23 protein-coding genes are annotated in these 22796 nt (G+C 60.5%); 6 read left to right on the top strand and 17 right to left on the bottom strand.

Features of this window, described 5'->3' with window-relative positions; translation table 11 throughout:
* Window positions 1–27: 27 nt before the first annotated feature.
* Genes NO932_RS06795 through NO932_RS06775 form a run of 5 tightly spaced genes read right to left on the bottom strand, consistent with a single transcriptional unit; the run spans window position 28 to window position 3838 of the window.
* Window positions 28–246, bottom strand: a complete 219-nt coding sequence (locus tag NO932_RS06795; RefSeq protein WP_309210368.1) for a heavy-metal-associated domain-containing protein — start codon at window positions 244–246, stop codon at window positions 28–30.
* Window positions 243–698 carry a MerR family DNA-binding protein gene (locus NO932_RS06790; RefSeq protein WP_309210367.1) on the bottom strand — a complete coding sequence of 152 codons (456 nt, stop codon included), beginning with the start codon at window positions 696–698 and terminating at the stop codon, window positions 243–245. The genes NO932_RS06795 and NO932_RS06790 overlap by 4 nt, the downstream gene beginning before the upstream one ends.
* A gap of 55 nt (window positions 699–753) precedes the next feature.
* Window positions 754–1479 (bottom strand): ABC transporter ATP-binding protein, encoded by a 726-nt coding sequence (locus tag NO932_RS06785; RefSeq protein ID WP_309210365.1) that lies wholly within the window; start codon window positions 1477–1479, stop codon window positions 754–756.
* Complete coding sequence (locus NO932_RS06780; protein WP_309210364.1) at window positions 1472–2734, bottom strand: FtsX-like permease family protein; 1263 nt, start codon at window positions 2732–2734, stop codon at window positions 1472–1474. Before NO932_RS06780 ends, NO932_RS06785 begins: the two co-directional genes overlap by 8 nt.
* A gap of 9 nt (window positions 2735–2743) precedes the next feature.
* Window positions 2744–3838 carry an ABC transporter permease gene (locus NO932_RS06775; RefSeq protein WP_309210362.1) on the bottom strand — a complete coding sequence of 365 codons (1095 nt, stop codon included), beginning with the start codon at window positions 3836–3838 and terminating at the stop codon, window positions 2744–2746.
* 1001 nt (window positions 3839–4839) lie between these two features.
* Between NO932_RS06775 and NO932_RS06770 the strand changes: the two genes are divergently transcribed.
* Window positions 4840–5208 (top strand): OsmC family protein, encoded by a 369-nt coding sequence (locus NO932_RS06770; protein ID WP_309210361.1) that lies wholly within the window; start codon window positions 4840–4842, stop codon window positions 5206–5208.
* A 138-nt stretch (window positions 5209–5346) separates the two neighbouring features.
* On the top strand, window positions 5347–6636 hold the full coding sequence (locus NO932_RS06765; RefSeq protein ID WP_309210360.1) for a multidrug effflux MFS transporter: 1290 nt from the start codon (window positions 5347–5349) through the stop codon (window positions 6634–6636).
* 517 nt (window positions 6637–7153) lie between these two features.
* Here the strand turns inward: NO932_RS06765 and NO932_RS06760 are convergent.
* Together NO932_RS06760 and NO932_RS06755 are read right to left on the bottom strand one after the other, a co-directional pair.
* Window positions 7154–8389, bottom strand: coding sequence for a hypothetical protein (locus tag NO932_RS06760; RefSeq protein ID WP_309210358.1), 1236 nt, complete (start codon window positions 8387–8389; stop codon window positions 7154–7156).
* Complete coding sequence (locus NO932_RS06755) at window positions 8386–8778, bottom strand: hypothetical protein (RefSeq protein ID WP_309210357.1); 393 nt, start codon at window positions 8776–8778, stop codon at window positions 8386–8388. Before NO932_RS06755 ends, NO932_RS06760 begins: the two co-directional genes overlap by 4 nt.
* Window positions 8779–9064: 286 nt before the next feature.
* On the opposite strand from NO932_RS06755, the gene NO932_RS06750 reads away from it, so the two are divergent.
* From NO932_RS06750 to arsC, 3 genes are read left to right on the top strand one after another with little or no spacing between them, the layout of a single operon-like run.
* Window positions 9065–9421 carry a metalloregulator ArsR/SmtB family transcription factor gene (locus tag NO932_RS06750; RefSeq protein ID WP_309210355.1) on the top strand — a complete coding sequence of 119 codons (357 nt, stop codon included), beginning with the start codon at window positions 9065–9067 and terminating at the stop codon, window positions 9419–9421.
* 4 nt (window positions 9422–9425) lie between these two features.
* Window positions 9426–10517 (top strand): ACR3 family arsenite efflux transporter, encoded by a 1092-nt coding sequence (gene arsB / locus NO932_RS06745; RefSeq protein ID WP_309210354.1) that lies wholly within the window; start codon window positions 9426–9428, stop codon window positions 10515–10517.
* 4 nt (window positions 10518–10521) lie between these two features.
* Window positions 10522–10944 (top strand): arsenate reductase (glutaredoxin), encoded by a 423-nt coding sequence (gene arsC, locus NO932_RS06740; protein ID WP_309210993.1) that lies wholly within the window; start codon window positions 10522–10524, stop codon window positions 10942–10944.
* A 155-nt stretch (window positions 10945–11099) separates the two neighbouring features.
* Here the strand turns inward: arsC and NO932_RS19355 are convergent, their stop codons facing one another.
* Complete coding sequence (locus NO932_RS19355; RefSeq protein WP_375142853.1) at window positions 11100–11225, bottom strand: type IV toxin-antitoxin system AbiEi family antitoxin domain-containing protein; 126 nt, start codon at window positions 11223–11225, stop codon at window positions 11100–11102.
* Between the two features lie 317 nt (window positions 11226–11542).
* On the opposite strand from NO932_RS19355, the gene NO932_RS06735 reads away from it, so the two are divergent.
* On the top strand, window positions 11543–11815 hold the full coding sequence (locus tag NO932_RS06735) for an AlpA family phage regulatory protein (RefSeq protein WP_309210353.1): 273 nt from the start codon (window positions 11543–11545) through the stop codon (window positions 11813–11815).
* On the opposite strand, the gene NO932_RS06730 is transcribed toward NO932_RS06735, so the two are convergent.
* The 9 genes from NO932_RS06730 to NO932_RS06690 all read right to left on the bottom strand — a co-directional run bounded on the left by NO932_RS06730 (window position 11805) and on the right by NO932_RS06690 (window position 22732).
* Window positions 11805–13061, bottom strand: coding sequence for a tyrosine-type recombinase/integrase (locus NO932_RS06730; protein ID WP_309210352.1), 1257 nt, complete (start codon window positions 13059–13061; stop codon window positions 11805–11807). The genes NO932_RS06735 and NO932_RS06730 overlap by 11 nt on opposite strands.
* 318 nt (window positions 13062–13379) lie before the next feature.
* Window positions 13380–14942 (bottom strand): glutamine-hydrolyzing GMP synthase, encoded by a 1563-nt coding sequence (gene guaA / locus NO932_RS06725; RefSeq protein WP_309210351.1) that lies wholly within the window; start codon window positions 14940–14942, stop codon window positions 13380–13382.
* 303 nt (window positions 14943–15245) lie between these two features.
* Entirely contained in the window at window positions 15246–15734 is a 489-nt protein-coding gene (locus tag NO932_RS06720; protein WP_309210349.1) for a TspO/MBR family protein, read from the bottom strand.
* 31 nt (window positions 15735–15765) lie between these two features.
* On the bottom strand, window positions 15766–17061 hold the full coding sequence (locus NO932_RS06715) for an RsmB/NOP family class I SAM-dependent RNA methyltransferase (RefSeq protein WP_309210348.1): 1296 nt from the start codon (window positions 17059–17061) through the stop codon (window positions 15766–15768).
* Window positions 17062–17108: 47 nt separating this feature from the next.
* Window positions 17109–18611 (bottom strand): IMP dehydrogenase, encoded by a 1503-nt coding sequence (gene guaB / locus NO932_RS06710; RefSeq protein ID WP_309210347.1) that lies wholly within the window; start codon window positions 18609–18611, stop codon window positions 17109–17111.
* A gap of 190 nt (window positions 18612–18801) precedes the next feature.
* A complete protein-coding gene (locus tag NO932_RS06705; RefSeq protein WP_309210346.1) occupies window positions 18802–19542 on the bottom strand; it encodes a glycosyltransferase family A protein in 741 nt (246 codons plus the stop codon).
* Window positions 19543–19734: 192 nt separating this feature from the next.
* Window positions 19735–20943, bottom strand: a complete 1209-nt coding sequence (locus NO932_RS06700) for an FAD-binding oxidoreductase (protein ID WP_309210345.1) — start codon at window positions 20941–20943, stop codon at window positions 19735–19737.
* Window positions 20940–21770, bottom strand: a complete 831-nt coding sequence (locus tag NO932_RS06695; protein ID WP_309210343.1) for a metallophosphoesterase — start codon at window positions 21768–21770, stop codon at window positions 20940–20942. The genes NO932_RS06700 and NO932_RS06695 overlap by 4 nt, the downstream gene beginning before the upstream one ends.
* Complete coding sequence (locus tag NO932_RS06690; protein WP_309210342.1) at window positions 21770–22732, bottom strand: diacylglycerol kinase family protein; 963 nt, start codon at window positions 22730–22732, stop codon at window positions 21770–21772. The genes NO932_RS06695 and NO932_RS06690 overlap by 1 nt, the downstream gene beginning before the upstream one ends.
* Window positions 22733–22796: the final 64 nt, after the last annotated feature.

Raw genomic sequence — 22796 nt, 5'->3', positions numbered from 1 at the left:
CTACGAGTTGAAAAACTCCCAGCTCGGTCACTGACCCCGAGCCGGAACTTGGTAGCCTGCCTTCTTGATCACTTCGACAAGGCGATCTTCCCTGACAGTTTGGGGATCGAAGAGAATGCGCGCCTGGCCGTCCTTGAAGGAAACATCGGCGCCGCGTACGCCCGCCTCAGAACTGACGAGGGCTTTGATGTTCTCTGCACAGCCGTTGCAGTGCATACCTTCGATCTTTAGCGTGACGGATTTCATCTGATCTTCCTTCGTGTTCGGGTAGAGGACGTTTGATTTTCAAGCCGGTCCCCCTCCTGAAGCGCCTCTAGAATGGTGCACCCCTTCAGTGCCCCCCGGCCAGGACAGTCCGCGATCACTTTCTCTAGCGCTTTGCGGATCTTCTTGAGCTCAATGATCTTCTCATCGACCTCATCGATCTTTGAGGCCGCCTTCTGGCGTACGTCGCTACAATCCGCCGAGGGATCGGCGCGCAGCCACAGCAGTTCCTGGATCTCGCGGAGCGAGAAGCCAATCTGTTGCGCTTTGCGGATGAAACGGATTCGTCTCACCGTCTCAGCAGAATAGTGTCGGTATCCGGTGTGTCCCGGCTTCTCTGGCTGCTCGATCAAGCCGCGCCGTTCGTAAAATCGGACAGTTTCGACGCCCACTCCCGCCTCGTGAGCGGCTTTGCTGATCGTGAATGCTTGCATGCTCATCTCCCGATAGCTCTGAGTTTCGTGCGGAGAGCGGCTCTCATGAAGGGCGTCAGCGCGTAACAGAAACCAACTTATGTCCTGAATTCGGCCCATCCACGAGATGTCCATCCCGAATATGGATGACCCGATCGGCGAGTCTGGCCAGTTCTTCTGAATGTGTAACGACAATGACCGTTCGCTCCCGCGATACCTCTTGAAGGAGTTCGTAGATGATCTGTCCCGAGCGCGAGTCGAGATTGCCGGTGGGCTCGTCGGCGAGCACCAGGCGCGGTTGGTTGGCCACGGCGCGCGCGATCGCAACACGCTGCATCTCGCCGCCACTCAGCTCGCGGGGACGATGTTTCAAGCGCTGCCCGAGCTGGAAGCGCTCAAGCAATGTTTTCGCCCTCACGCTCCTCTCCGAGGCGCTGACGCCGTTGAACTCCATCGGCAAAGCGACATTCTCCAACGCCGTCAGGTTCGGGATCAGATTGAAGGTCTGAAAGACGAACCCGACCGTTTGCCGGCGAAAGCGCGTCAGCTCGCCTGACGATAGCCTATTCACGGCCTGCCCGGCGACGAGGACCTCGCCCCGTGTTGGCCGGTCCATTGCCCCGATCATGTGCAAGAGCGTCGACTTCCCGCTTCCGCTTGGGCCGACGATGGCCACCATGCCCCTTTCCTGCATCGTGAGTTCGATCCCGGCGACCGCGTCGACCGTCTCGCTGCCCTTACGATAGGACTTGGAGACGCTACGCAGCTCAACAAGCAGGTTGTCGATCAGTGGTTTATTCATGCTTCATGGCCTCGAGCGGAGAGAGTTTGACGGCTTGCCAGACGCCGTAGGCGCTACCGACCACCGCCGCGAGCACGGCGACGGCAAGGACGAGGGCGAGAGTCGGAGCCGAAAGATTGCTGTTGATCGCGAGACTCTCAAAGAGCGGCTTGTAGTGGCTCGGCAGAAACGGCCCGATGCTCAGTGCGAACAAGCGTCCGGTGACGATCTCGCCGATGCCGAGGAAGAGCAGGAGCCCAAGAGCACCGCCAAGCAGCGTCAACCCTACGGCCTCCGTCAGAAATTGGGCGGTGACGCCGCCGTTGCTCGCACCGATCGCCTTCAATGTGCCGATCTCGCGAGCGCGCTCGCGCACCATCATCAGGAGCACGAAGAAGACGACGATGACCATCAGGGCTACAGCCAGGATGCCGCCGACGCTGGTGAGCTGCGTAACCCTCTGACTGGTCGTCGCCGTGAATACGGCGGCGCTTTCGGGAACAAGGATATCCGCGACATCGCCGACCACCTCTCGCAGCCGCTGCGCCACCAGAGGTACGTTCTCGACGTTGTCGACGTTGACAAATAGCCAAGAGATTCCCTGATCGATGCCGTAGATCGAGCGGAACGTCTCCATCGGCATGAAGAGCTGGAGGTCGCCGAAGATATAGCCGCTGGCGTACATGCCAATGATCCGCAGTTCCCGCGTCGGCCGATCCATTCCGAAGATCGCCGGATGGGTGCGGGTTGGGTCGATCGTGAGCGTCGCCTTGCCGACATCTTCGGGCCTAATCCCGGCCCATTCGGCATAGCCCTGGCCGATGATGGCGACGTCCTGTCCGGCATCCTCAGGCATGAAGTCCCGGCCAGCGATGATCCGAGGGTTGCCGGCCTCGCCGTGCGACTCGAGCCGCTTTACCGCGCCCGGTGCCAAGCCGACATGCATGACGAAGTTCGGCGGCGTGATCGGCGCCATCGCGAGGAGATACGGCTCTGCCTGTCTGACGTGTTCGATCCCGCGCACCTTCTCCAGCGTGTCCTGCGGCAGAAGACGATCCTGGCCAACCATGTTCACATGGCCCATTGAGCCGCGACCGCGAAGTTGTAGGACTGTATTGACGTTCTCGTTCAGCACGGTCGTCTGCCGCTGCATCGCGTCGCCGATCGAATACATCGCGAGGAGCAGGAAAAAGGGAACGCCGATCAGGATTGCGACAAGGACAAGGCGGACCTTGTTCCGCAGGAGATTGCGCAGACCCAAGATGATCATGCCCATGCGGCCTCCTCAAGTGTTCTTCATGGCTTGTATCGGGCTCAGCCGAATGCCCTTAACGATCGGATACAGACTGCCAAGGGCAGCGAAAACGAACCCGCCCAGCAGGATCAAGAGCAACGTGTTTTGATCAATGCTGAGCTCGAGGTCCAACGCCGCCCGAAGAACTGTTCCGAAGAGAGCGGCCGTACCCACCGCGCCCGCGGCTGCAAGTGCCGTCACCGCGAGGACCTCAGCGAGGAACTGCTTCACGATCTCCCAATTGGAGGCGCCGATCGCCTTAAGTGTGCCGATCTCGTTGATCCGCTCACGCGTCGCCAGGATCATGATGAAAACGACAAGAACGCCGCCGATCGCAAAGAGGAGCAATGATCCGTAGAGCGTAGCAGCCGCCATGCTCCCGAGGGTCGTTTTTGCCGTCGAGACCTGCTCGGCGGCGGTCACGGCATCTACGCCCGGCAGTTGCTGCAGGTCGTTCGCGACGGCCGCGACATTGGCGATCGAGTCGACCCTGACGCGGATCTTCGAGAGCTTGTCGCCGGGATTGTAGATGCGCCGGAACGTTTCCAGCGGAACGAAGACGTGATTGTCACCGAAATCGTTGCCGGTGGCGTAGATGCCAACCACTCGCAGCGGCTGACTTTGGAGGGTGATCATCCTGCCCTGGAGTGAGGCCTCGCCGCTCGCCGCATTGAGCCCGAGACGCTCCTGGGCATAGACCCGGCCGACGACGGCGACATCCTGGGCCACGTCCTGCTCGCCGAGACCCCGTCCCTCGATGATCTCGGCATTCTCGTAATCCACCTCCCCGATCGCGCGCATCGGCGCGCCAGGCTGCAAGCCGATGATCATCGCATATGCGTTCGGCCTCGACGGATCGACCTGAGGCGCATGGATATACTCCTCTATTTTCACGATATGCTCGGCGTTAGGGATGCGCCGTATCTGATCGAGGGTCCCAACCGAGAATGCGTCGGCGCCAACCGGCCTGTCGCCGCCGAATCCACCCGTGCCGAAGGCGCCGGCCTCGCGCAGCTCCACCACTGTCCGGACATTCGCTTGGAGGCTCTCGAGCTTGGCGCGCGTCTGGAAGGCGCCCTGAACCATCACGGCGAAGAGGCCGATAATGATCGCGAGGAGAAGAACCACGACCCCGGTGCGAACCCGGGTGCGGAAGGGGTTTCGCAGCCCTCTTGTAACTGCACTCATTCTTCACTCCAGATCGGGCGCGCAAGCAAAAGGGCGCACTGTCGGATCGATTTCCAACCTTAGCATCCGTACCTAGATACGGAGTCAAGCCGCTTCTCACAAGTGTGCGGGTGGCACAGGTTGAAGCTGGAACGGAGCGCTCTACGGCAATTAGAATCTGGCGGAAGCATCGAGGGCCGCCATGGCCCAGCAAAGACGAAGCGCCGCATCACCGCGCTCTCGTCCAGCACGCCCGACTCCATCCGACAGGCACGCACCTCCTTAGCCCCAGCTCCTCCGTATCGGGGCACTGCAGATTCTGTTTGACCCCGTACCATACTACGGCGGCTACAGTGCGCGCGGCTGTAACTCGGACCGCCCAGGATTCGGCCACAGCCGCTTCAAAGGGGGGAGCAACCACTGAGAGGAGATTGAAACGTGGCACAACAGCAACCCCAACAGGACTGCATCCAAGCCTGTCTCGACTGCGCAATCGCTTGCGAAACCTGCGTCAACTGCTGCATTGGCGCGGGGCCGGAATTAGCCGATTGCCTTCGCCTTTGCATCGAATGCAGCGACCTCTGTCAGCTCACAGGTCGGGTCATGGCCCGCAACTCAGCGAATACTCAGCGCTGGGCCGAGTTCTGTGCTGCCATCTGCGAAGCTTGCGCGGCCGAATGCGACAAGCACGACATGGAAGAATGCCGCCGCTGCGCCGAGGCGTGCCGCCGCTGTGCCGAGAAGTGCCGGCGGGTTGCGCAGGCCGCCTGACGCTATCCGCGGCAACCGTGTGACGGGTTGCTCTATTGGGCAGCCCGTTGCGCATTTTCGTTCCGATCCAAGGCATTTCCGCGTTTTCATTGGAGATCGGTGACTGAACGCCGCGCTTCCACATGAACGTAAGTTGCAGGAACAAGGCAGTGAGATTGATCCTAGAGGACGAGGCCCGTATTCGGCTGGAACTGGTCGGTGAAGATTTTGAGATCATCTCCGAAGGCGCTTCGCTCTCGCCCTATCACTTGCTGGGAGCGTCGCTTGCGAGTTGTACGACCTTAATGATTGCATCGTGGGCGGAAAACGCCGCGATCCCGATCGAAGCACTGACAATCGTCGTCAGTTGGCAGATGACGAATGACGGGCTTAAGCGGATCGCTCAGCTGGAGATCGAGCTCCGCTGGCCGGGACTTCCGTTGGGGCGCCTGGGTGCCGTCAATCGGCTGGTGGATCTGTGTCCAATCCACGCCACGCTCCAACAGGGGGCGGAGATCTCACGACGGATCGTCTCGTAACCCTCGCTCGAAAAGCCGCGCGGGCGCGACTTAGCTGAATGAACGCCGAACATGGCGCAACGTATGAGCGTGGGGCCGCCCCGAGGATGGCCACACCGTCAGAACGAGTGCCCCCATAGACCTCGTAGTGGATTGATCGTGAACCACCCTCTTCAAGGCGACCTGTCTCCTCCGGTCGAGAACCATAAATCGGAAAAGAGTCGCCTGACGCTGCTCCTCGGCAGCTATACGATGTTAGGACCATTCTCGATTTCGACCTACATGCCCTTTTTTCCGGCGCTGATGGTCGGCCTGGGGGCTACACAAGCTCAACTTCAGCAGACCCTCAGCATCTATATGGCCGCGTTCGGCTTCATGATGCTGTTGCACGGACCGCTTTCGGATGCCTTCGGCCGCCGAACCGTCGTTCTCGTCGGACTATCAGTCTATCTCGCTGCCTCGATAGCCGGCGCTTTATCAACCTCCCTTGCGCTTTTGATGTTGTTCCGAACGCTCCAGGGCCTCTCGGTGGGGGCCGGAAGCGTGGTCGGACGCGCAGTGATCCGCGATCGGTTGGAGGGTGCCGAAGCGCAAAGACTGCTGTCGCAGGTAACGATGATATTCGGTCTCGCTCCCGCCATCGCCCCCGTGTTCGGCGGATGGCTGCAGAAGTGGTTTTCGTGGCCGTCGGTGTTCATCTTCCTGGCGCTGTTCAGTTTTGTGCAGCTCGTCGCCAGCTTCGCATACCTGCCGGAAACGCTCCCGCCCGACAGGCGGACATCGATGCGACCGGCCGAGTTGGTCCGCAGTTACAAGTCCGTGCTCGGATCCAAACCCTTCTGGCTTCTGTCGCTTGCCTTGAGCGGAAACTTCGCCGGCTTCTTTCTGTATGTGTCCTCAGCTCCTTGGTTCATCATCGATTACCTGAGCCTGGACCAGGACCAGTTCGGCTGGCTGTTCATCCCCGCCATGTCGGGCGTGATCTTCGGATCTTACCTATCCGGCAGGCTCGCGAAGCGGTTTCCACGCCGCGCGACGGTACGCTGCGGCTACGCCATCATGTTTTCCGCCATAGCGCTGAACTTGGCCTACAACGGCTTCCTTCCTCCCGATATTCCATGGGCGGTCCTTCCGGTGGCGCTGTACACCACCGGCATGTCACTCGCTATGCCCAGCATCACGCTGCTAACGCTAGACATGTTTCCGGGACTGCGGGGTATGGCGGCCTCAATGCAAGGCTTCGTTCAAACGATGGTGATGACCTTTACCTCGGCTGTCCTTGCACCGGTGCTCGGCGCCTCCGGCATACACCTGGCGTTCGGTCTGCTGTCCTTGGCGCTCGCGGGGTATCTCTCGTGGTTCACCTACGCCCGACACTTCCTTACTGCGCCAAAGGCCAAGGAAGAGACGATCCAGCCGAGAAGCCCTAAACGAAAGAGCCAAGAATGAGCATAGAGGCGAAGGGACCTGACGCGCGGCCCCAGCAGCCAGGGCCTCGGGTTTGGCTAATCTTCTTCCGACGCTACCTCCTGGTCTCGGCAGGTGGCCACACTCTCTGGGAGCTGCTACATTTTTCACTATACACGATTTCACAGGCGGCTCTCAGTCTCTGAGTAGGCCTCTTTCTAGTCAGCTGCATCCTCACCGATATCGCCTTCGCACTCAGTGCGCTCATCGTCGCATTGGTCGTCGTGGGCGATGAGTTCTGGCCGAAGCGCAGCTACGGAATTGTCGCGTTGGTAGTAATCTCATTAGGCATACTCGGCACTATCGCAGGCGAGTGGCTCAACGTCGCCGTTTTTCGAACATGGGCGTACGCTGAGATTATGCCAATTATCCCGCTAATTGATGTCGGTCTTTCACCGGTCGCACAATGGCTCGCAATTCCGTTGGCCGCTTTGTGGTGGTCTCGGAGGGGCCTTGTCAGCTAGTTGCGCCGAGAACATGGTCTGCTCAACGCTACAATTCAAAACATGTAGTGGAGAGAGATTAGAAGCGTCTCGCTTCGCTGTGGGCGGACAGAGACTTCATTGTCGATCATCAGGCGTACGTTCGGAATGCCGAGTGGATAGTAATTGATGCCATACCGGTAGATTTTTCGGTCCAGCCGGCGTGCGAGCGAGGAATCGTCGTACCGAAGCACCTCGAATTGGAACTTGGGCTCCAGCCAAGCATCCCGGACCGCGCGAGGCGCCTCGCCACTGACCGGGAGGTAGCGGCGAATCGGAAAGGCGTAGCCGGACGTGATGGAGAACGAGTTCGAGTCAAAATTCGATTCGCCCGCCGATAAGGCCCGACTGTATTGCCAGTAGGTGTAGAACCCTCTTCCGACGATTGCCTGGCCCACGTTCCAGGTAGTTTCCCTTACCTGCAATCTCGACGCCTCGACGAGGCCCTTCTCAAAAGTGCCCGAGGCCCAGCCGGCCTTGAAGAATGTGCTCCAGGGAGAGTTCTGCAGATCCGTCTGTGCCGGGAGCGGAAGCGGCCATTCGCCAGTTGCGAACCACACCAGTCTCCCCTGCAGAAGAAGGCCGTCATTATCATTACCAAGCTCACCTGTCTGAATTCCGTTTCCGTTCACCAGCGCCTGTTCGTAAAGAATACGACCATTGAAGGGCGTGAGGACCACGTTAATACCGCGGTCTCTTGCCTTACGCTGGACGGGGCCAGCTGCACGCGGCTCAGTGACGAAGAGCGAAGTCCGTGCGCTCACAGCCGGACGGTTGAGTGGAACGCGAAGCTGACCCGCGACGACCCGCACTCCTCTTGTGACATCGAGCGTCACAGCCGCATCGTTGAGTTCTACCTGCTCTCCCGGACCCGGGAAGTTAACTTCGACGAAGAAGTGCGTGCCTTCAATCGGGCTTCCTTCGACGCTGATTTGCGCCTCCCGCACGCGAAACTCGTTCGCTGGCTCGCCACGTGGATCCGAACGGCTGATCAGGCCTGCCTGGATTAGTCCCTTCCAGAGCAGCGAAGGTGCGGTTGCTGACTGCTCGTCCGCTAGGTTAGAACCCCGCGTTTCCTCCTGCGCAATTTCCTCGGCTTCGAATTTCTCAGCCGTTTCGGCCGCACCTTGAGCTACCGTTGTAGCAACACACGCGTCTTTGGCGGCCGCCTCCGACGCTGAGACGAGTGCAATGCCTCCCAGCATTATTGAAACCGCTCTGCTGGGCTTTTTGCCTGGATGCGGCAAAATCATGAGCTCGCGGTCACCGAGGTGGCTACACTCGGGCCCTCTTGGCTCGCTCGGTACTTGATGATTGCCTGAGTGCCCTTGAGTTGCGGAAGAAATACTGGCTGACCGTCCTTCATCAGCCTCACGTTTCGGGTCACTTCAATCGCAATCCGCCCCGCCTCGCCGGCCCCTGCAGGTTGCACCGTGAGCGTGCCCTCACAGGTTCCGGGTTGGTCAGGCGTCGGCGCACAGAGGGTAAGTTTCGCATCGGTCACTATACCTCGGACTTCCCGCTCTTCACCCACCATGGTGAACCGCTGTCCCGACTCTGATTCACTACATCCCGTGAGCGAAATTGCTGCCAGGGCGGCGAACACCGCCGGCAGCACCCTGCTGATCACCGCCTCTCGCATGCGTCGTGCTCCTCCTCACGGAGTGCGCAACTTAACCTCTGGACTATAGTACGGTGTCAAGGACGTTCCGAACGGTCCGGAATACACCACTGAGCAGGCCACGACAGATTCCATACGAAGACGGTTCGATCGACAAAAGCGGTCGAGAATCCCGACGGCGGGCATAGCAGGACGAACGCGACTGCCGAAGCCGTTCCCATAATCAAATATCGTTGTCCATTGCTCTTGAAACACGGCGCGGATGGCATTATTCGTGTTTCGTCGATTGACGAATGGGAGCGATTCAGTGGCAACGCCCAAATTGGGAACGAGCGAGCGGAACGATGCCACGGTGCCGTTCGCCGTGCCCACGCATGAACAGGTGGCGAAGATTGCCAAGGCTCTCGCCCATCCGGCGCGGGTCCAGATCGTCGACACTCTCCTGCGGCGAACGACGTGCATCGGCTGCGACCTCGTCGAAGAGATCGGGCTTGCTGCATCGACGACATCCGAGCATCTGCGCATCCTGAAGGAGGCGGGGCTCATCGTCGGCGAAATCGCCCGCCCGCGGATTTGTTATTCGCTCGATCGCCGGGCAATCGGCCCGCTTGCAATCTTTCTTCAAGCCATCGACGCCGGGCACTCTCCGGCAATACCGGATTAGCTACATGTCGTCATTCGAACGTTATCTGACCGCCTGGGTCGCGCTCTGCATCGTTGCCGGCGTTGCGCTCGGCCACTTTTTTCCAGCCTTCTTCCAGACGGTCGGCTCGGCTGAGATCGCCAAGGTCAACCTGCCCGTGGCGGTGTTGATCTGGCTGATGATCATACCGATGCTGGTCAAGATCGATTTCTCGGCGCTCGGACAAGTGAAAGAGCATTGGCGCGGCATCGGCGTGACGCTCTTTATCAATTGGGGCGTCAAACCGTTCTCGATGGCTCTGCTCGGCTGGTTGTTCATCGGTTGGCTATTCAAAGCGTATCTCCCGGCCGACCAGATCAACAGTTATATCGCCGGCCTCATCCTTCTCGCTGCTGCGCCCTGTACCGCTATGGTGTTCGTCTGGAGTAACCTGTCCGATGGAGAACCGCATTTCACGTTGAGCCAGGTCGCGCTCAATGACCTCATCATGATCGTCGCCTTTGCACCCGTGGTGGGGCTTCTTCTTGGCCTATCCGCCATTACCGTGCCGTGGGAGACCCTGCTCCTGTCGGTGGCGCTCTACATCGTAGTGCCCGTCATCATTGCCCAACTCGCACGCCGGTCGATTATGGCGGGCGGCGGCGAGGCTGCTCTGATCGCTATCCTGAAGACCTTGCAACCAGTCTCACTCGTCGCGCTCCTGGCGACATTGGTCCTGCTGTTCGGGTTCCAGGGCGAGCAGATTCTGGCGCAGCCGCTAATCATCGCGATGCTGGCGGTGCCAATCCTGATCCAGGTCTATTTCAATTCGGGTCTTGCCTATCTGCTCAACCGCGCAACCGGCGAGACGCATTGCGTGGCGGCACCGTCGGCGCTCATCGGCGCCAGCAATTTCTTTGAACTGGCGGTCGCCGCGGCCATCAGCCTTTTCGGATTCAATTCGGGGGCGGCGCTTGCGACCGTGGTTGGCGTCCTTATCGAGGTGCCGGTGATGCTGTCGGTCGTGAAAATCGTAAATAGCACGCGCCGCTGGTACGACGCAGGCCCCGCGGTCAAGCGGCGTGCCGCGGCAGCACGTGCAGAGGATGGACGATTTCAGGAGGCCACCCGTGGCTGATCCCATGAATGTCGTTATCCATCACAATCCCGATTGCGGTACCTCGCGCAATGTGCTCGCGATTATCGAAGCAGCGGGACATCGCCCGACCGTGATCGAATATCTCAAGACCGGCTGGACTAGACCACAGCTTCTGGGCCTCTTCGCCGCGGCTGGTCTCACTCCGCGCACAGCGCTGCGCGAGACAAAGTCACCGGCGGCCGAGCTCGGGCTGCTCGACCGTTCCATTGACGATGAGATGTTAATCGATGCCATGGTCGAGCACCCGGTGCTGGTCAATCGGCCGATTGTCTGCACGGCCAAGGGCGTGAAGCTGTGCCGGCCGAGCGAGACGGTGCTGGATCTCCTCGACCGACTGCCGCCCGGGCCGTTTCACAAGGAAGATGGCTCCCTGCTGATCGACTCGGAAGGGCGGCGAGTCGGCTGAGCGTTGGGTGCTACCCGAACTTGGCATGCGGGCTCCCAGAAAAAGGACGATCACCCCGAATCCGGCGGGCCATCCCCCGTACATCTCGAGCACTGTCAAGGTAAACAACAGCGACCGGCTTAGTGCTCCCGTTCGCGACTAACGATAAGACCGGATCAAGCCGCCTCACCTTGTGCAGCACGGTAGCGCCCATAGCCGACCTTCGCGAGCAGGCCCTCGTCGCACATGCGAGCCAGATAGCAACGGGGAACACCAATGTCCGTGAGGTCGCGGGTCCGCACTGTGCCTCGCTCCAGCGCCAAGGCGACCGCCCGGTCTCTCAAAGACGGTTTTGGACCTCCCGCTAGGCGTCTGGCTTCCGCGCGGTCCCGGTCCCGCTTGCGCCTCTTAGGCAAAGCTGGCGTACGCGGAGTAGCGGGATCGAGTATTCGTAGTCGCGTTTTCGCCGAACCCGGCGAGCCACTTCCGGCGCCAAAGCTTCGAATGCATCGTCCGATTTACACGCCATCACCGCCGTTTCTACCACGACGTGCCGCAGAGTATTCCAATCCACGCTGTCTATCGGCTTGTATCGCTTTCCTATTGTGAGGAGCAAGCGATGAGCCGCCCTGACGCCGCTTTGACTCGACGTACTATCCGACGGCACCAACTCCGCGAAATCGTCCCTCTCGCCGACACAACCATCTACGATATGGAGCAACGTGGTGAGTTCCCACAACGCTTCTATCTGACGTCACGATGCGTCGTTTGGGATCTCGCTGAAGTCGAGGCTTGGGTCGAAGAGCGACGCCAAGCCTCAAGAGCAAAAGCTATCAATCGTGCTCCGTCTCCCGATGTGCATCAGCGGAAGACCCGGCCCGTCAAACACTAGGCTCCAACTCCAATACCTCCATCGCGGGCGGGAGCAGCGTTGGTATGTATTTTTTTCCTGTGCTCCAGGCGTCCACTAGGTTGGACCACTCCTCCATCATGTGGCGTCGCTGATGTTCGTATTCCGCTTTGTTATAGATCCCGCGCGACGACCGTCCATCTTCGTGAGCCAAGCACTTTTCGATCCAGTCGCTATTGAAGCCAAGTTCGTTTAACAGCGTCGATCCGGTTCGCCGTAGATCGTGAACCGTGAACGGCTCCAGCGGCAATCCCTCCTTCTTCGCCTGAACGACGACCGCAGTCGTGATGCGATTGAACGTAGCCCGCGACATCGGCGCGTCCGCATCGTAGCGAGACGGCAAGACATAGCGCGAGCTTCCCGCGCAGGTTTTCAGGGCGATGAATATGTCTATGGCTTGCTGCGACAGATATACGTTGTGAGCCTTCGACCGCTTCATCCGTTCCTTGGGGATCGACCAGACGGCATTTTCAAAGTCCACTTCATCCCACGTCGCATCCTGCAGCTCGCTCTTCCGCACCATCGTCAGCAGAAACAACTTCATCCCGAGCCGTATCGTGGGAAGCGTTGGCACATGCTCGAGCTGGCCCAACATGATGCGGATCTCCGCCGGCGAAAGCGATCGATCCTTCGGGACGAAGGTCGCGATCGAAGCTGGCCCAACATCGTCAGCCGGATTGGCGACCTTCTCGCCGTGTAGATTCGCGAAAGCGAAAATAAGCTTGACGATGTCGCGAACGTGTACGGCCGTGGCCGGCGCGCCACGCTCCTTCACCCTGACGCACATTGCGCGAAGATCGTCCGGCGTGATCTCGGGCAATAACCGATTCCGAAACGTCGGGAGGATGTCGCGCTCATAGATCGAGCGACGCATGGCGCGGGTGCTGTCAGCCATGCGCGATTCCTGAAACCATCTCTCGCCGAACTCCCCAAAGCGCTTTGCCTCTTTCAGTCGGCGCTTTTCGTGCTGCTTCTCCTGCGCAGGTGATCGGCCTTCGAGGATCGCTCGCTTTGCATCGATCAGCTTCTCGCGGGCACGTGCGAGGGACAGTCCTTCCGGCCCGTACCTGCCGAGCGTCAAAGTCTCCCGGCGGCCGTTGAGACGATAGTCATAGCGGAATACGACCGCGCCCGAAGGCTGGACGGCAACATACATACCGTCACGATCGGACACCTTATACAATTTCTGCTGTGGTTTCAGTGCTTTGATGGCAGTGTCAGTCAGCACGATACGCCTCCAAAATTAGCCAAAATGCGGAGAGCGGCGCCGACTATACCGTAAGGGCAAAATCAGCCTGATTGAACGGACTTTTCCCCTTCAGAACAATCCGTTAGTCGGAAAAAATATACCGTCAACAGCTCTCGTGCCCCTGACGGTATAGCATTTTTCCACGGCGAACAAGACGCCCCATACCGTCTGATCTGCCGTCAGAACGAAAGGATACCCCTCGATAGATGCCAACAGACCATGAAAGGTTTATTGTAATTTATCAGTGTCTTACAGCGTACAATAGCGTAGTTTTGGATACCGCCGGAGGGGCAAAAATCATTCCCATTCGATGGTTCCCGGCGGCTTGGACGTGACGTCATAGACCACGCGGTTGATGCCCTTGACCTCGTTGATAATCCGGGTCGCGGCGCGGCCCAAAAAGCTCATGTCGAAGGGATAGAAATCGGCGGTCATGCCGTCGACCGAAGTCACTGCCCTCAGGGCGCAGACGCTTTCATAGGTCCGGCCGTCCCCCATCACCCCTACGGTTTGCACCGGCAGCAGCACCGCGAAGGCCTGCCAGATGGTGTCGTAGAGACCTGCCTTGCGGATTTCGTCGAGATAGATCGCGTCCGCCTGGCGCAGGATGTCGAGCTTTTCGCGCGTCACGCCGCCCGGCAGGCGTATGGCAAGGCCAGGCCCGGGGAATGGATGGCGGCCGACGAAATGCTCGGGCAAACCGAGCTCGCGGCCCAGCTTGCGCACTTCGTCCTTGAACAATTCGCGCAGGGGTTCAACGAGCTTCATGTTCATGCGCTCAGGCAGCCCGCCGACGTTGTGATGGCTCTTGATGGTGACCGAAGGGCCGCCCGTAAACGAGACGGATTCGATCACATCCGGATAGAGCGTGCCCTGGGCGAGGAATTCCACGCCACCGATCTTGGCGGCTTCCTTTTCAAACGTCTCGATGAACAGCCGGCCTATGATCTTGCGCTTGGCCTCAGGCTCGACGATGCCCTCGAGTTCACCGATGAATTCATCCGATGCATCAACATGCACGAGCGGAATGTTATACTGATGCCTGAACATCGAGACCACTTCATCGGCCTCGTTCTTGCGCATCAGTCCGTGGTCGACAAAAATGCAGGTGAGCTGATCACCGATCGCCTCGTGGATCAGGATGGCGGCCACCGAGGAATCCACACCGCCCGAGAGACCGCAGATCACCTTCTTGTCGCCTACCTGCTCGCGGATCGCAGCAATCGCCTGCTCGCGGTAGGCGGCCATGGTCCAGGTCGCCTCGCAACCGCAGATCTCGTGCACGAATTGAGCGTAGAGCTTGGCGCCATCAGGCGTGTGCACCACTTCGGGATGGAACTGGACGCCGTAGAATTTGCGCTCCTCATTGGCGATCATCGCGAACGGCGCGCCGGGCGAGGTGCCGACCACTTCGAAGCCGTGGGGGATCTCGGAGACCTTATCTCCGTGACTCATCCACACCTGGTAGGAATGATCGAGTTCCCATACGCCATTATAGAGCGCGCAATCCTTTTCGATCCGCACCTCGGCGCGGCCGAATTCGCGCATATACCCCGGTTCGACCACACCACCCAGCGCCACGCACATCGCCTGCTGCCCGTAGCAGATGCCGAACACGGGAACGCCATAGTCGAGCAGTTTCGGATCGACCTGAGGTGCACCTTCCTCGATCACGCTTGCCGGACCGCCCGAAAGGATGATGCCCTTGGGCTTGAGCACGTCGAGCTTCTCAACAGCCGTGCTGAACGGATGAATCTCGCAATAGACCCCGGTTTCGCGGACCCGGCGTGCAATGAGCTGGGTGACCTGCGAACCGAAATCGACGATAAGGATGGTGTCGGTGGGGGCGTCGTTCTGCATGGCGAGGCTTTAATCGGAATCGGACGATGAAGCAATGGGTCGCGAGACTGCATTATCGCGCGAAGATGACGCAAATAATCGATGAGGGCCGTGCAACTCACCGGGGGTTACCGCGTTGTTAGGGCAACTGGCGGACGCCGGGAGACCAACCGGACTGCCGAAAAAAACGGGTTATGCGCGGCCCCCCAAAGCGTCCCACTCCGCGCATCCCGGTCAAAAGGCCAGTTGCGGTCCCATGCCCTTAGGCCTTTTGCAGCCACCCCGGATGTCCCTCGCATCCGGGGTGGTTGATTTTTGGGACGATCAGTTGAGAATGGCCAGCGAAGCGTTGAGCAGCGTTGCGAAAGCGACCCAGGCCGCATAGGGCACGAAAAGCAGCGCCGATACCCGGTCCCGATTCCAACGCTCGGCGACAAAAGCGACAATCACCACCAGCATCGGCACGATCACGACCATTCCGAGCCAGAGGTTTTCCGCCATGAAGAATGCCGGTGACCAAGTCCAGTTGAGCAGCATCTGAACCAGCCATAATCCCATGGCCAAGCTCAATGGCGCGGCGAGAAAGGTGCGCCAGCCGGCGATGGCGATCAGGACATAAAGCGCGAACCAGACCGGCGCGAACACCCAATCGGGCGGATTGAACGGCGGTTTTTCCAATCCGGCATACCAGAGACCGGGCGCCGTCTGTGAGCCGATCAAGGCTCCGACCCCGATCACGATGATGAGAAACAAGGCCAGCGTCAGAAGGGCGCGCGGCTGCTTGAGGTCGTCGAGGGTGGGGGCATGTGCCATGCGCCTTGAACGCGACCGGAGCGTATTTGGTTCAACCGGCCCTTTTGGTCAGAACGGCGCAGAAAAAGCCGTCCGTGTCAGTGCTCGCCGGCGTCAGCGTCACCGTCATTCCGTTCCGGCTCACTGGTTTCGCCGCACCGGGAAACAGAGCGTCCCAGCGTTCGGGCAGGGAGACGAGCGCGAAATCGAGATGCCGCTCGAGAAATGCCGCGACCTGATCGTCGTTCTCCTGGGGCAGGATCGAGCAGGTGACATAGACAAGTTCGCCTCCCGGTTTCAAAAAACCGGCCGCGTCATCAAGCACAGCTACCTGCTCGGTCAACCGCGTTTCGAGCTGCGCTGGGCTGAGCTTCCATTTGGTGTCCGGCCGCCGCCGCCACGTCCCTGTTCCGGTACAGGGAGCATCGACCAGCACGCGGTCGATGCGGCCTTCGAGGTCATCAAGCGCTCCCGCATCGGGGTTACGCACCTGGGCATTGCGCACGCCATTGCGCTTCAGGCGCTCGTGGATCGGCGCCAGACGCGTCCGTTCACTGTCATAGGCGAAGATCTGCCCAGTATTGCCCATCGCCGAAGCCAGTGCCAGCGTCTTGCCCCCGGCGCCCGCGCAAAGGTCGAGAACCTGCTCGCCAGGTTTTGCGCTCGCCAGAAGCGAAACGATCTGGCTGCCTTCGTCCTGAACCTCGAACCAACCCTTCTGGTAGCCCTCATCGGCGGTGACATTTGCCGTCCGCGCGTCGGCCGGCCCCGACGGGATCCGCAGGCCGTCGGGCGCAATACGCGTCTCGGCAGGTTCAAACCGCGCCAGCGATTTCTTCACCCGTGCCCGATCAGATTTGAGCCGATTGACGCGCATGTCGAGCGGCGGGCGAGTGGTCATCCCCTGCCCTTCCTCGATCCAGCGCTCGCCGAAATTTTCCTCCAGAGACGGAGCCAGCCATTCCGGCACGTCAGCCTTCACCCAGTCGGGGGCATCGGAAAAAACCGAGTCGGAAGAAAGCCTTAGCGTCTCGGCTTCCGAAATCGATTCCGGCGCGAAGCGGTCGGCGCTGAAGTCCTGATTCAAGGTCTTCACGTCCTGATTCCACTCGGTCACCACAACCGAAAGCACCAGTGCGCGCGGCGTATCCTCCCCCATGCGCCAGGCATGGCTCGCCCGCTTGCGCAGAGCGTCGTAGACGAGATTGCCGATCGCCGCGCGGTCGCCCGCACCGGCAAAGCGATGGTCCAGCGCCCACGCCTTGAGGGCTTCGGAGGCTGGACGCTTGCGCGCTTCCACGTCGGCCAACACCTCGATGGCGGCAGCTATCCGTCCGGGCAGCCGCATCAGAGCGTCCCCGCCATGGTCAGCCAGAACGCAACGCCTACCATGGACTACTTGCCCCCGCGGTAGTTCGGGCTTTCGCGGGTGATGGTCACGTCATGGACGTGACTTTCGCTCAGCGCCGCCCCCGAGATCTTCACGAAGGTCGCTTCGCGGCGGAAGGTTTCGAGGTCCTTGGCCCCGGTATAGCCCATGGCGGCGCGCAAACCGCCGGCGAGCTGGTGCAGCACCGCCCCGGCCTGGCCCTTGTAGGGCACCTGTCCTTCGATCCCTTCGGGCACCAGCTTCATGGTATCGTTAACCTCCTGCTGGAAGTAGCGATCCGCCGAGCCACGCGCCATGGCGCCCACCGAGCCCATGCCGCGATAAGATTTGTACGAGCGGCCCTGGTAGAGATAGACCTCGCCCGGGCTTTCGTCGGTGCCGGCGAGCAGCGAGCCCACCATGGCGCAGGCCGCGCCGCCGGCGAGGGCCTTGGCCAGATCGCCCGAGAACTTGATGCCCCCATCGGCGATCACCGGCACACCCTGCTTGTCGGCTTCCTCGGCACAGGCCATGACGGCCGCGAGCTGTGGCACGCCAACGCCGGCGACGATGCGGGTGGTGCAGATCGAACCCGGCCCAATGCCGACCTTGATGGCGTCAGCGCCGGCATCGATCAGCGCCTTGGTGGCTTCAGCAGTCGCCACGTTCCCGGCAACGATGCGCGTGGAATTGCTTTCGCGCTTGACGCGCTCGACGGCCTCGGCGACGCGCACCGAATGGCCGTGCGCCGTGTCGATCACCAAAAGGTCGACGCCGGCGTCGATAAGCCCGAGCGAGCGCTCGAAGCCCTGGTCGCCGGTGGTCGAAGCGGCCGCAACGCGCAGGCGGCCCTGGGCGTCTTTGATGGCGTTGGGATGCAGTTGGGCTTTCTCGATATCCTTGACGGTAATCAGCCCGATGCAGTTCTGGAATTCGTCGACAACAAGGAGCTTTTCAATGCGGTGCTGGTGCAGGAGACGCTTGGCCTCCTCCTGGCTCACCCCCTCGCGAACGGTGATCAGGCCCTCACGAGTCATCAATTCGGAGATCTTCTGGCGATCGTTGCTGGCAAAGCGCACATCGCGATTGGTGAGGATGCCCACCAGCTTGCCATTGTTGCGCCCGCCCGTGCCGCCATTGGCGACCACGGGAATGCCAGAGATCTTGTAGCGGTCCATCAGCGCATAGGCGTCGGCCAGCGTCGCATCGGGACCGATCGTGATCGGGTTGACCACCATGCCGGATTCGAAATGCTTGACCTGCTTGACCTGTTCGGCCTGCTGCTCCGGGGTGAGGTTACGATGAATCACCCCCATGCCCCCGGCTTGAGCCATGGCGATCGCCATGCTGGCTTCCGTCACTGTATCCATGGCCGAGGAGAGGATCGGCAGATTGAGCGCGATGTCCTTGGTCACGCGGCTGCGGATATCGACGTCTGTCGGCAGCACGTCGGAACGGGCGGGCTGCAGCAGCACGTCGTCGAAGGTGAGCGCGGCGTCACCGGTAATTGAGGTAATGATCTTCGCCAAGGCCAGCCCCTTTCGTGCCCTTCATCGTGGAACGGATGAATGTCGATGGTTTAGCGTGGCGAGCCGTCGGCTTTGTGACCGCCCTGCCCGCCCGCATTTGTCCGCTTGCCGGCGAAAGGAAAGACTCATCGCCAGCTTTTGGGTTGGCGAGGGTCAATAGCACCGCGATCGGGGTTTGGGAAGTGGGGCGCTACTCCCGGATATCCCGATATTCGGTCGTCGCCGGCTTGCCGCGGAAGGTCATCGAAACGAAGTTTTTCGCATAGACAAAGCCGGTACGCAGGATTCCCTCATGCGCCAAGCGGCGGCCCGAGGTCTTGATGCGCAGCCGGTGCGTCCATTTGACCGGACCGATTTTGGACAGCCGCACGGCGACATCGGTATCCTCGCCGTAGAAAGAGATCGTGCGGTCATATCCGCCCGCCTTCTCCCAGGCCTCGCGCCGAAACACGAAATTGCCGCCATGGATCACCGAACCGACGCGAAGGATGAAGCGGTTCACGATGTAGGCGCCGTAAGTGAAGACGTAGAACACCTCCACAAGCGCGCGCTGGCTACGCGTCAGGTCGTAATAGAAATACGGTCCTGATAGGCAGACAAGTTCGGGATGCTTTGTGAACTCGTCGACTACGGTTGAAAGCCACCCCTCGGGTACCATGGTGTCCGCATCGATATTGGCCACCAGATCATAGCCGGCGCTCGCCGCAAAACCGGCATGGCGCGCATGGACCAAGCCCTTGTTCATTTCCTTGACGACGCGCACACCGGGATAGCTCGCGGCAATCTCTCCGGTGCGATCGGTCGAGGCGTTGTCGATGACGATGACATCGGCGGGCTGCCCGCTCCGCTTGACTTCGGCAAGGATGGCTTCGAGGCATTGCCCGATCATCGCTTCTTCATTGTAAGCGGGGATAACGAATGCGATTTTCATGCGGCCTTGCGAAATTGCTTTACTCTACGGTCGATAAGCGGGGGTAGAGGCCGTTTGTCAACGCGTCAAGACGGTGTTTTCATGGCGCTCGCCCGCCATTTCCACATATCGGTCGCACTAACTATCCGATTTGTGACAGGTTGATGCAACACGAACATACCCAAACTTGCCTCACAGATCGGTCGTTTCCCCTCACAGCGCGAAAATATCGGCGTCCGTATCCAGGCCGCCGCCGATGGCCGTGGTGATCAGTTCGGCAGCGATACGCGCGAAGGTGATACCGTTGCCGCCATAACCCATAAGCGCAAATATCCTTGGACGCCGAGGCAATGGGCCAATCAGTGGCAGCCCGGTCACCGTGGTGCCGAAACTGCCGGCCCAGGCAAATTCGGGCGATGAATCGATCCGGGGCAGCAGGTTTGCAAGCTTCTCGCTCAGTCGCTTCGATTTTTCTCCGATCAACCGATCGCGCCTGTCTTCGTCACCGAAGGACTCGTCTTCGCCGCCGCAGATGATGCGCCCGTCATGAGTGGTGCGCAGATAAAGATAGGGGTCGGACGCCTCCCAGATGAGCGGCTCACCCGGCACGAGCGCCGATTTCGGCTGACGGCCCGTGGCGATCGCCCAGGTGGAAATGATCCTATGGCGATCCTCCTTGACGATATCGGTCAGTTCATACCCCGTCGCGAGCACCACATGGGAAGCGGAGATGGCCCGACCGGATTTGGTTCTTACCGTAACGCCATTGGAGGAATGAACGAAATCGGCCGCTTCTTCGGGCGCGTAGATGCGGGCACCGCGCTCGGCGGCGCGCGTCAGAAGGCCGGTCGTCAGCTTGACCGGATCGAGCGCTAGATTGCCCTGGCTCAGGATCGCCCCATCCCGCTCGATTCCAAAGCCGGCTTGCAATTGCCCCGCTGTCAGATAGCGCGCCGAAAGCCCTGCCGCTGCGCGCTCATCGGCCTCCGCACGCAATGAAGAGCCCGAAAGCTGGTTGCCGGCGAGATAGAGCGTCTGCCGTGGCGACATCCGGCACGCGATCCCCAGCTCCTCGATGCGGCCCTTGAGATTGAGCACGGCCAGCCGGGCACGTCGCCATGCGCGGGTGGCTTTCTCGGACCCGATCTTGCCGGCCAGTTCGCGTAACGGCACGTCGATCTCATATTGGACAAGTGCCGTGGTGGCAGGGGTAGAGCCACGTGACGGTCCTCGGCGGTCGAGAACGAGGACATCATGGCCAGCCTCGGACAACAGATCGGCCACCATCGCCCCCGAAATGCCCGATCCTACCACCAAAACATCGGTTCTGACATCGCGGCTAAGCGGATGTTCTTCGATTTTCGTGGTGCGGTAAGAGAGCCATATCGAACGCCCCGTTCGGAGATCGAGTTTTCGTCTCAAGCCGGCTCCTGCGCCTTTTCGCGGGTAGCCCAACCTCCACCACCCCATTCACGCACACGAATGGTGATCTCGTCATTTTCGATATCGATGAGGTTGTAGGCGTTAGGCTCGCCACGCAGGCGCGTGGACGTCGTCGAGGCCGCCTGGGCGACCAGGATGTGTCCGGCAGCGCTCTCCCGCGGGCCAACTGGTTCGGACACCCGAACTTCGCCGATATGCTCGTGCTTGCGCACATAGGACATGTGAAAATGCCCCGACAGCACCAACCGCACGCCGATACGGGCGAAAGTCGCCAGCGCCTTGTCGGCCCGCCGCACCCGATTCTGCTGCTTGCCCATCGGCCCTTCGGGCAGGAGAAGCGGGTGGTGCGCCACCACCACCTTGACCGTCTCGGGCGGCACCTGGGCGAAGCGCGCCTCGAGCTGTTCGAGCTGCTCGTGGCTGATCGCGCCATCCGCCCAGTTCAGCCCACGCCAGTTGGCGCGGCGTGACGTCTTGAGCCCCGCCAATGCCACCCCGTCCCGTACGATGAACGGCTCGAGGTCGCGGCTGATATAGCGGCGATAACAGCTATAGGGATTGAAGAAGCGCCGGATCAGATTGCGCTCCGGCACGTCGTGATTGCCCGGAACAGCCATAAACGGGGCCGGCAACGTGTCGAGGAATTCCCGGGCCTTGGCAAATTCCTCGCGGCTTCCGACCTGGGTGAAATCGCCCGACACCACGACGAGGTCGGGCCCTTGCGCGGCGATTTCGGCTTCCATCGATTGCACCACGCTATCGTCGTGATGGCCGAAATGGAGGTCGGAAAGGTGAATGATGCGCATCAGGCGGTCTGTCCCATTGTCCCTGTCGCCTCCGCCTGTTCCTCGGCAATCTCTTCCTTGATCGCCCGGAGTGGCGCGAGCACGGAAAGTACGCGCGGGTAGATCTTGAAGTTCAACGGCACCTCCATCGAAGTCACCTCACCGTCGATCATAAGCTGCAGGCGCGGCTTTTTCGACCGTATGGTGACGGTTTTTGCGGTCGAAATATCGAGGGCATCGTAATCGCGCCAGTGTCCAGCCAACATGCCCGTGGCCAGCTTGATCATGTCACCAAAATTAAGGTGGCGCAGCACATAGATGGTCAAAAGTCCCGTATCGAGTTTGTCGCGGTGGAAAAACCGGCCCAGCCCTTCGTCATAGGCGTTGGACGCCACGGCGATCGCCTGCACGCGTTCGATCCGGGTCTGGCCGTCGCCGGTTGCGATCTCCAGCGCCAATCTCCGGGCCCGCCCGATGCGACGGAAGAAATAGCGCATATAACCGATCTTGGCCCCGACGCCCTGGCCCCGGATATATTCGCGACCTGCGGCCAGTTCGGGAATGACTCCGATCACCGCCTTGTGCAGAAAAATCGTGCCGTTGACTTCCGAGACGTCTATGGCCAGTGGCTCCATTGTCGCCAGAGCATCCACGCATTCCTCCATGTCGAGCGGCACGCCCAGATCGCGCGCAAGAAGGTTCGCCGTGCCGAGTGGGAGAATGGCGAGGTTCTTGTCGCTATCTATGACCGCTGTCGCCAGGGCCGTGACCGTGCCGTCTCCGCCCGCCGCGATGATGGTGTCTGCATCGCTTTCGAGCGCTGTCTGGATCCGCTCGGACAGCTGTTTGTCGGGGTCGGCATCAATCGTGACGTCGAGCCCCCGCGCCTCGAAGATCGCCCTGAGATCGGCTTCGGTGACTCCCAGCGCTTGGACGGTTCCGGAATTGACATTGAGCACAAGATGGAAGCGTCGCTGCGACATCGGTGGCCTGCGCAATTGAGGTTGGTTTTCCCTCAACGTCCGGAACGCCCGATTGGTTCGCCGG

It is taken from the genome of Pelagibacterium sp. 26DY04 (assembly GCF_031202305.1).
In the GTDB taxonomy this organism is placed as follows: domain Bacteria; phylum Pseudomonadota; class Alphaproteobacteria; order Rhizobiales; family Devosiaceae; genus Pelagibacterium.
The sequence above is the reverse complement of the archived record's forward strand: the minus strand, read 5'-3'. Positions and strand labels throughout refer to the sequence as shown.

Excerpts from the sequence above, each read along its gene's own strand:
- NO932_RS06795 (WP_309210368.1), bottom strand. The coding sequence starts at position 246 with ATGAAATCCGTCACGCTAAAGATCGAAGGTATGCACTGCAACGGCTGT.
- NO932_RS06790 (WP_309210367.1), bottom strand. The coding sequence starts at position 698 with ATGCAAGCATTCACGATCAGCAAAGCCGCTCACGAGGCGGGAGTGGGC.
- NO932_RS06785 (WP_309210365.1), bottom strand. The coding sequence starts at position 1,479 with ATGAATAAACCACTGATCGACAACCTGCTTGTTGAGCTGCGTAGCGTC.
- NO932_RS06780 (WP_309210364.1), bottom strand. The coding sequence starts at position 2,734 with ATGGGCATGATCATCTTGGGTCTGCGCAATCTCCTGCGGAACAAGGTC.
- NO932_RS06775 (WP_309210362.1), bottom strand. The coding sequence starts at position 3,838 with ATGGTTCAGGGCGCCTTCCAGACGCGCGCCAAGCTCGAGAGCCTCCAA.
- NO932_RS06760 (WP_309210358.1), bottom strand. The coding sequence starts at position 8,389 with ATGATTTTGCCGCATCCAGGCAAAAAGCCCAGCAGAGCGGTTTCAATA.
- NO932_RS06755 (WP_309210357.1), bottom strand. The coding sequence starts at position 8,778 with ATGCGAGAGGCGGTGATCAGCAGGGTGCTGCCGGCGGTGTTCGCCGCC.
- arsB (WP_309210354.1), top strand. The coding sequence starts at position 9,426 with ATGTCGTCATTCGAACGTTATCTGACCGCCTGGGTCGCGCTCTGCATC.
- arsC (WP_309210993.1), top strand. The coding sequence starts at position 10,522 with ATGAATGTCGTTATCCATCACAATCCCGATTGCGGTACCTCGCGCAAT.
- NO932_RS06735 (WP_309210353.1), top strand. The coding sequence starts at position 11,543 with ATGAGCCGCCCTGACGCCGCTTTGACTCGACGTACTATCCGACGGCAC.
- guaA (WP_309210351.1), bottom strand. The coding sequence starts at position 14,942 with ATGCAGAACGACGCCCCCACCGACACCATCCTTATCGTCGATTTCGGT.
- NO932_RS06720 (WP_309210349.1), bottom strand. The coding sequence starts at position 15,734 with ATGGCACATGCCCCCACCCTCGACGACCTCAAGCAGCCGCGCGCCCTT.
- NO932_RS06715 (WP_309210348.1), bottom strand. The coding sequence starts at position 17,061 with ATGCGGCTGCCCGGACGGATAGCTGCCGCCATCGAGGTGTTGGCCGAC.
- NO932_RS06705 (WP_309210346.1), bottom strand. The coding sequence starts at position 19,542 with ATGAAAATCGCATTCGTTATCCCCGCTTACAATGAAGAAGCGATGATC.
- NO932_RS06695 (WP_309210343.1), bottom strand. The coding sequence starts at position 21,770 with ATGCGCATCATTCACCTTTCCGACCTCCATTTCGGCCATCACGACGAT.
- NO932_RS06690 (WP_309210342.1), bottom strand. The coding sequence starts at position 22,732 with ATGTCGCAGCGACGCTTCCATCTTGTGCTCAATGTCAATTCCGGAACC.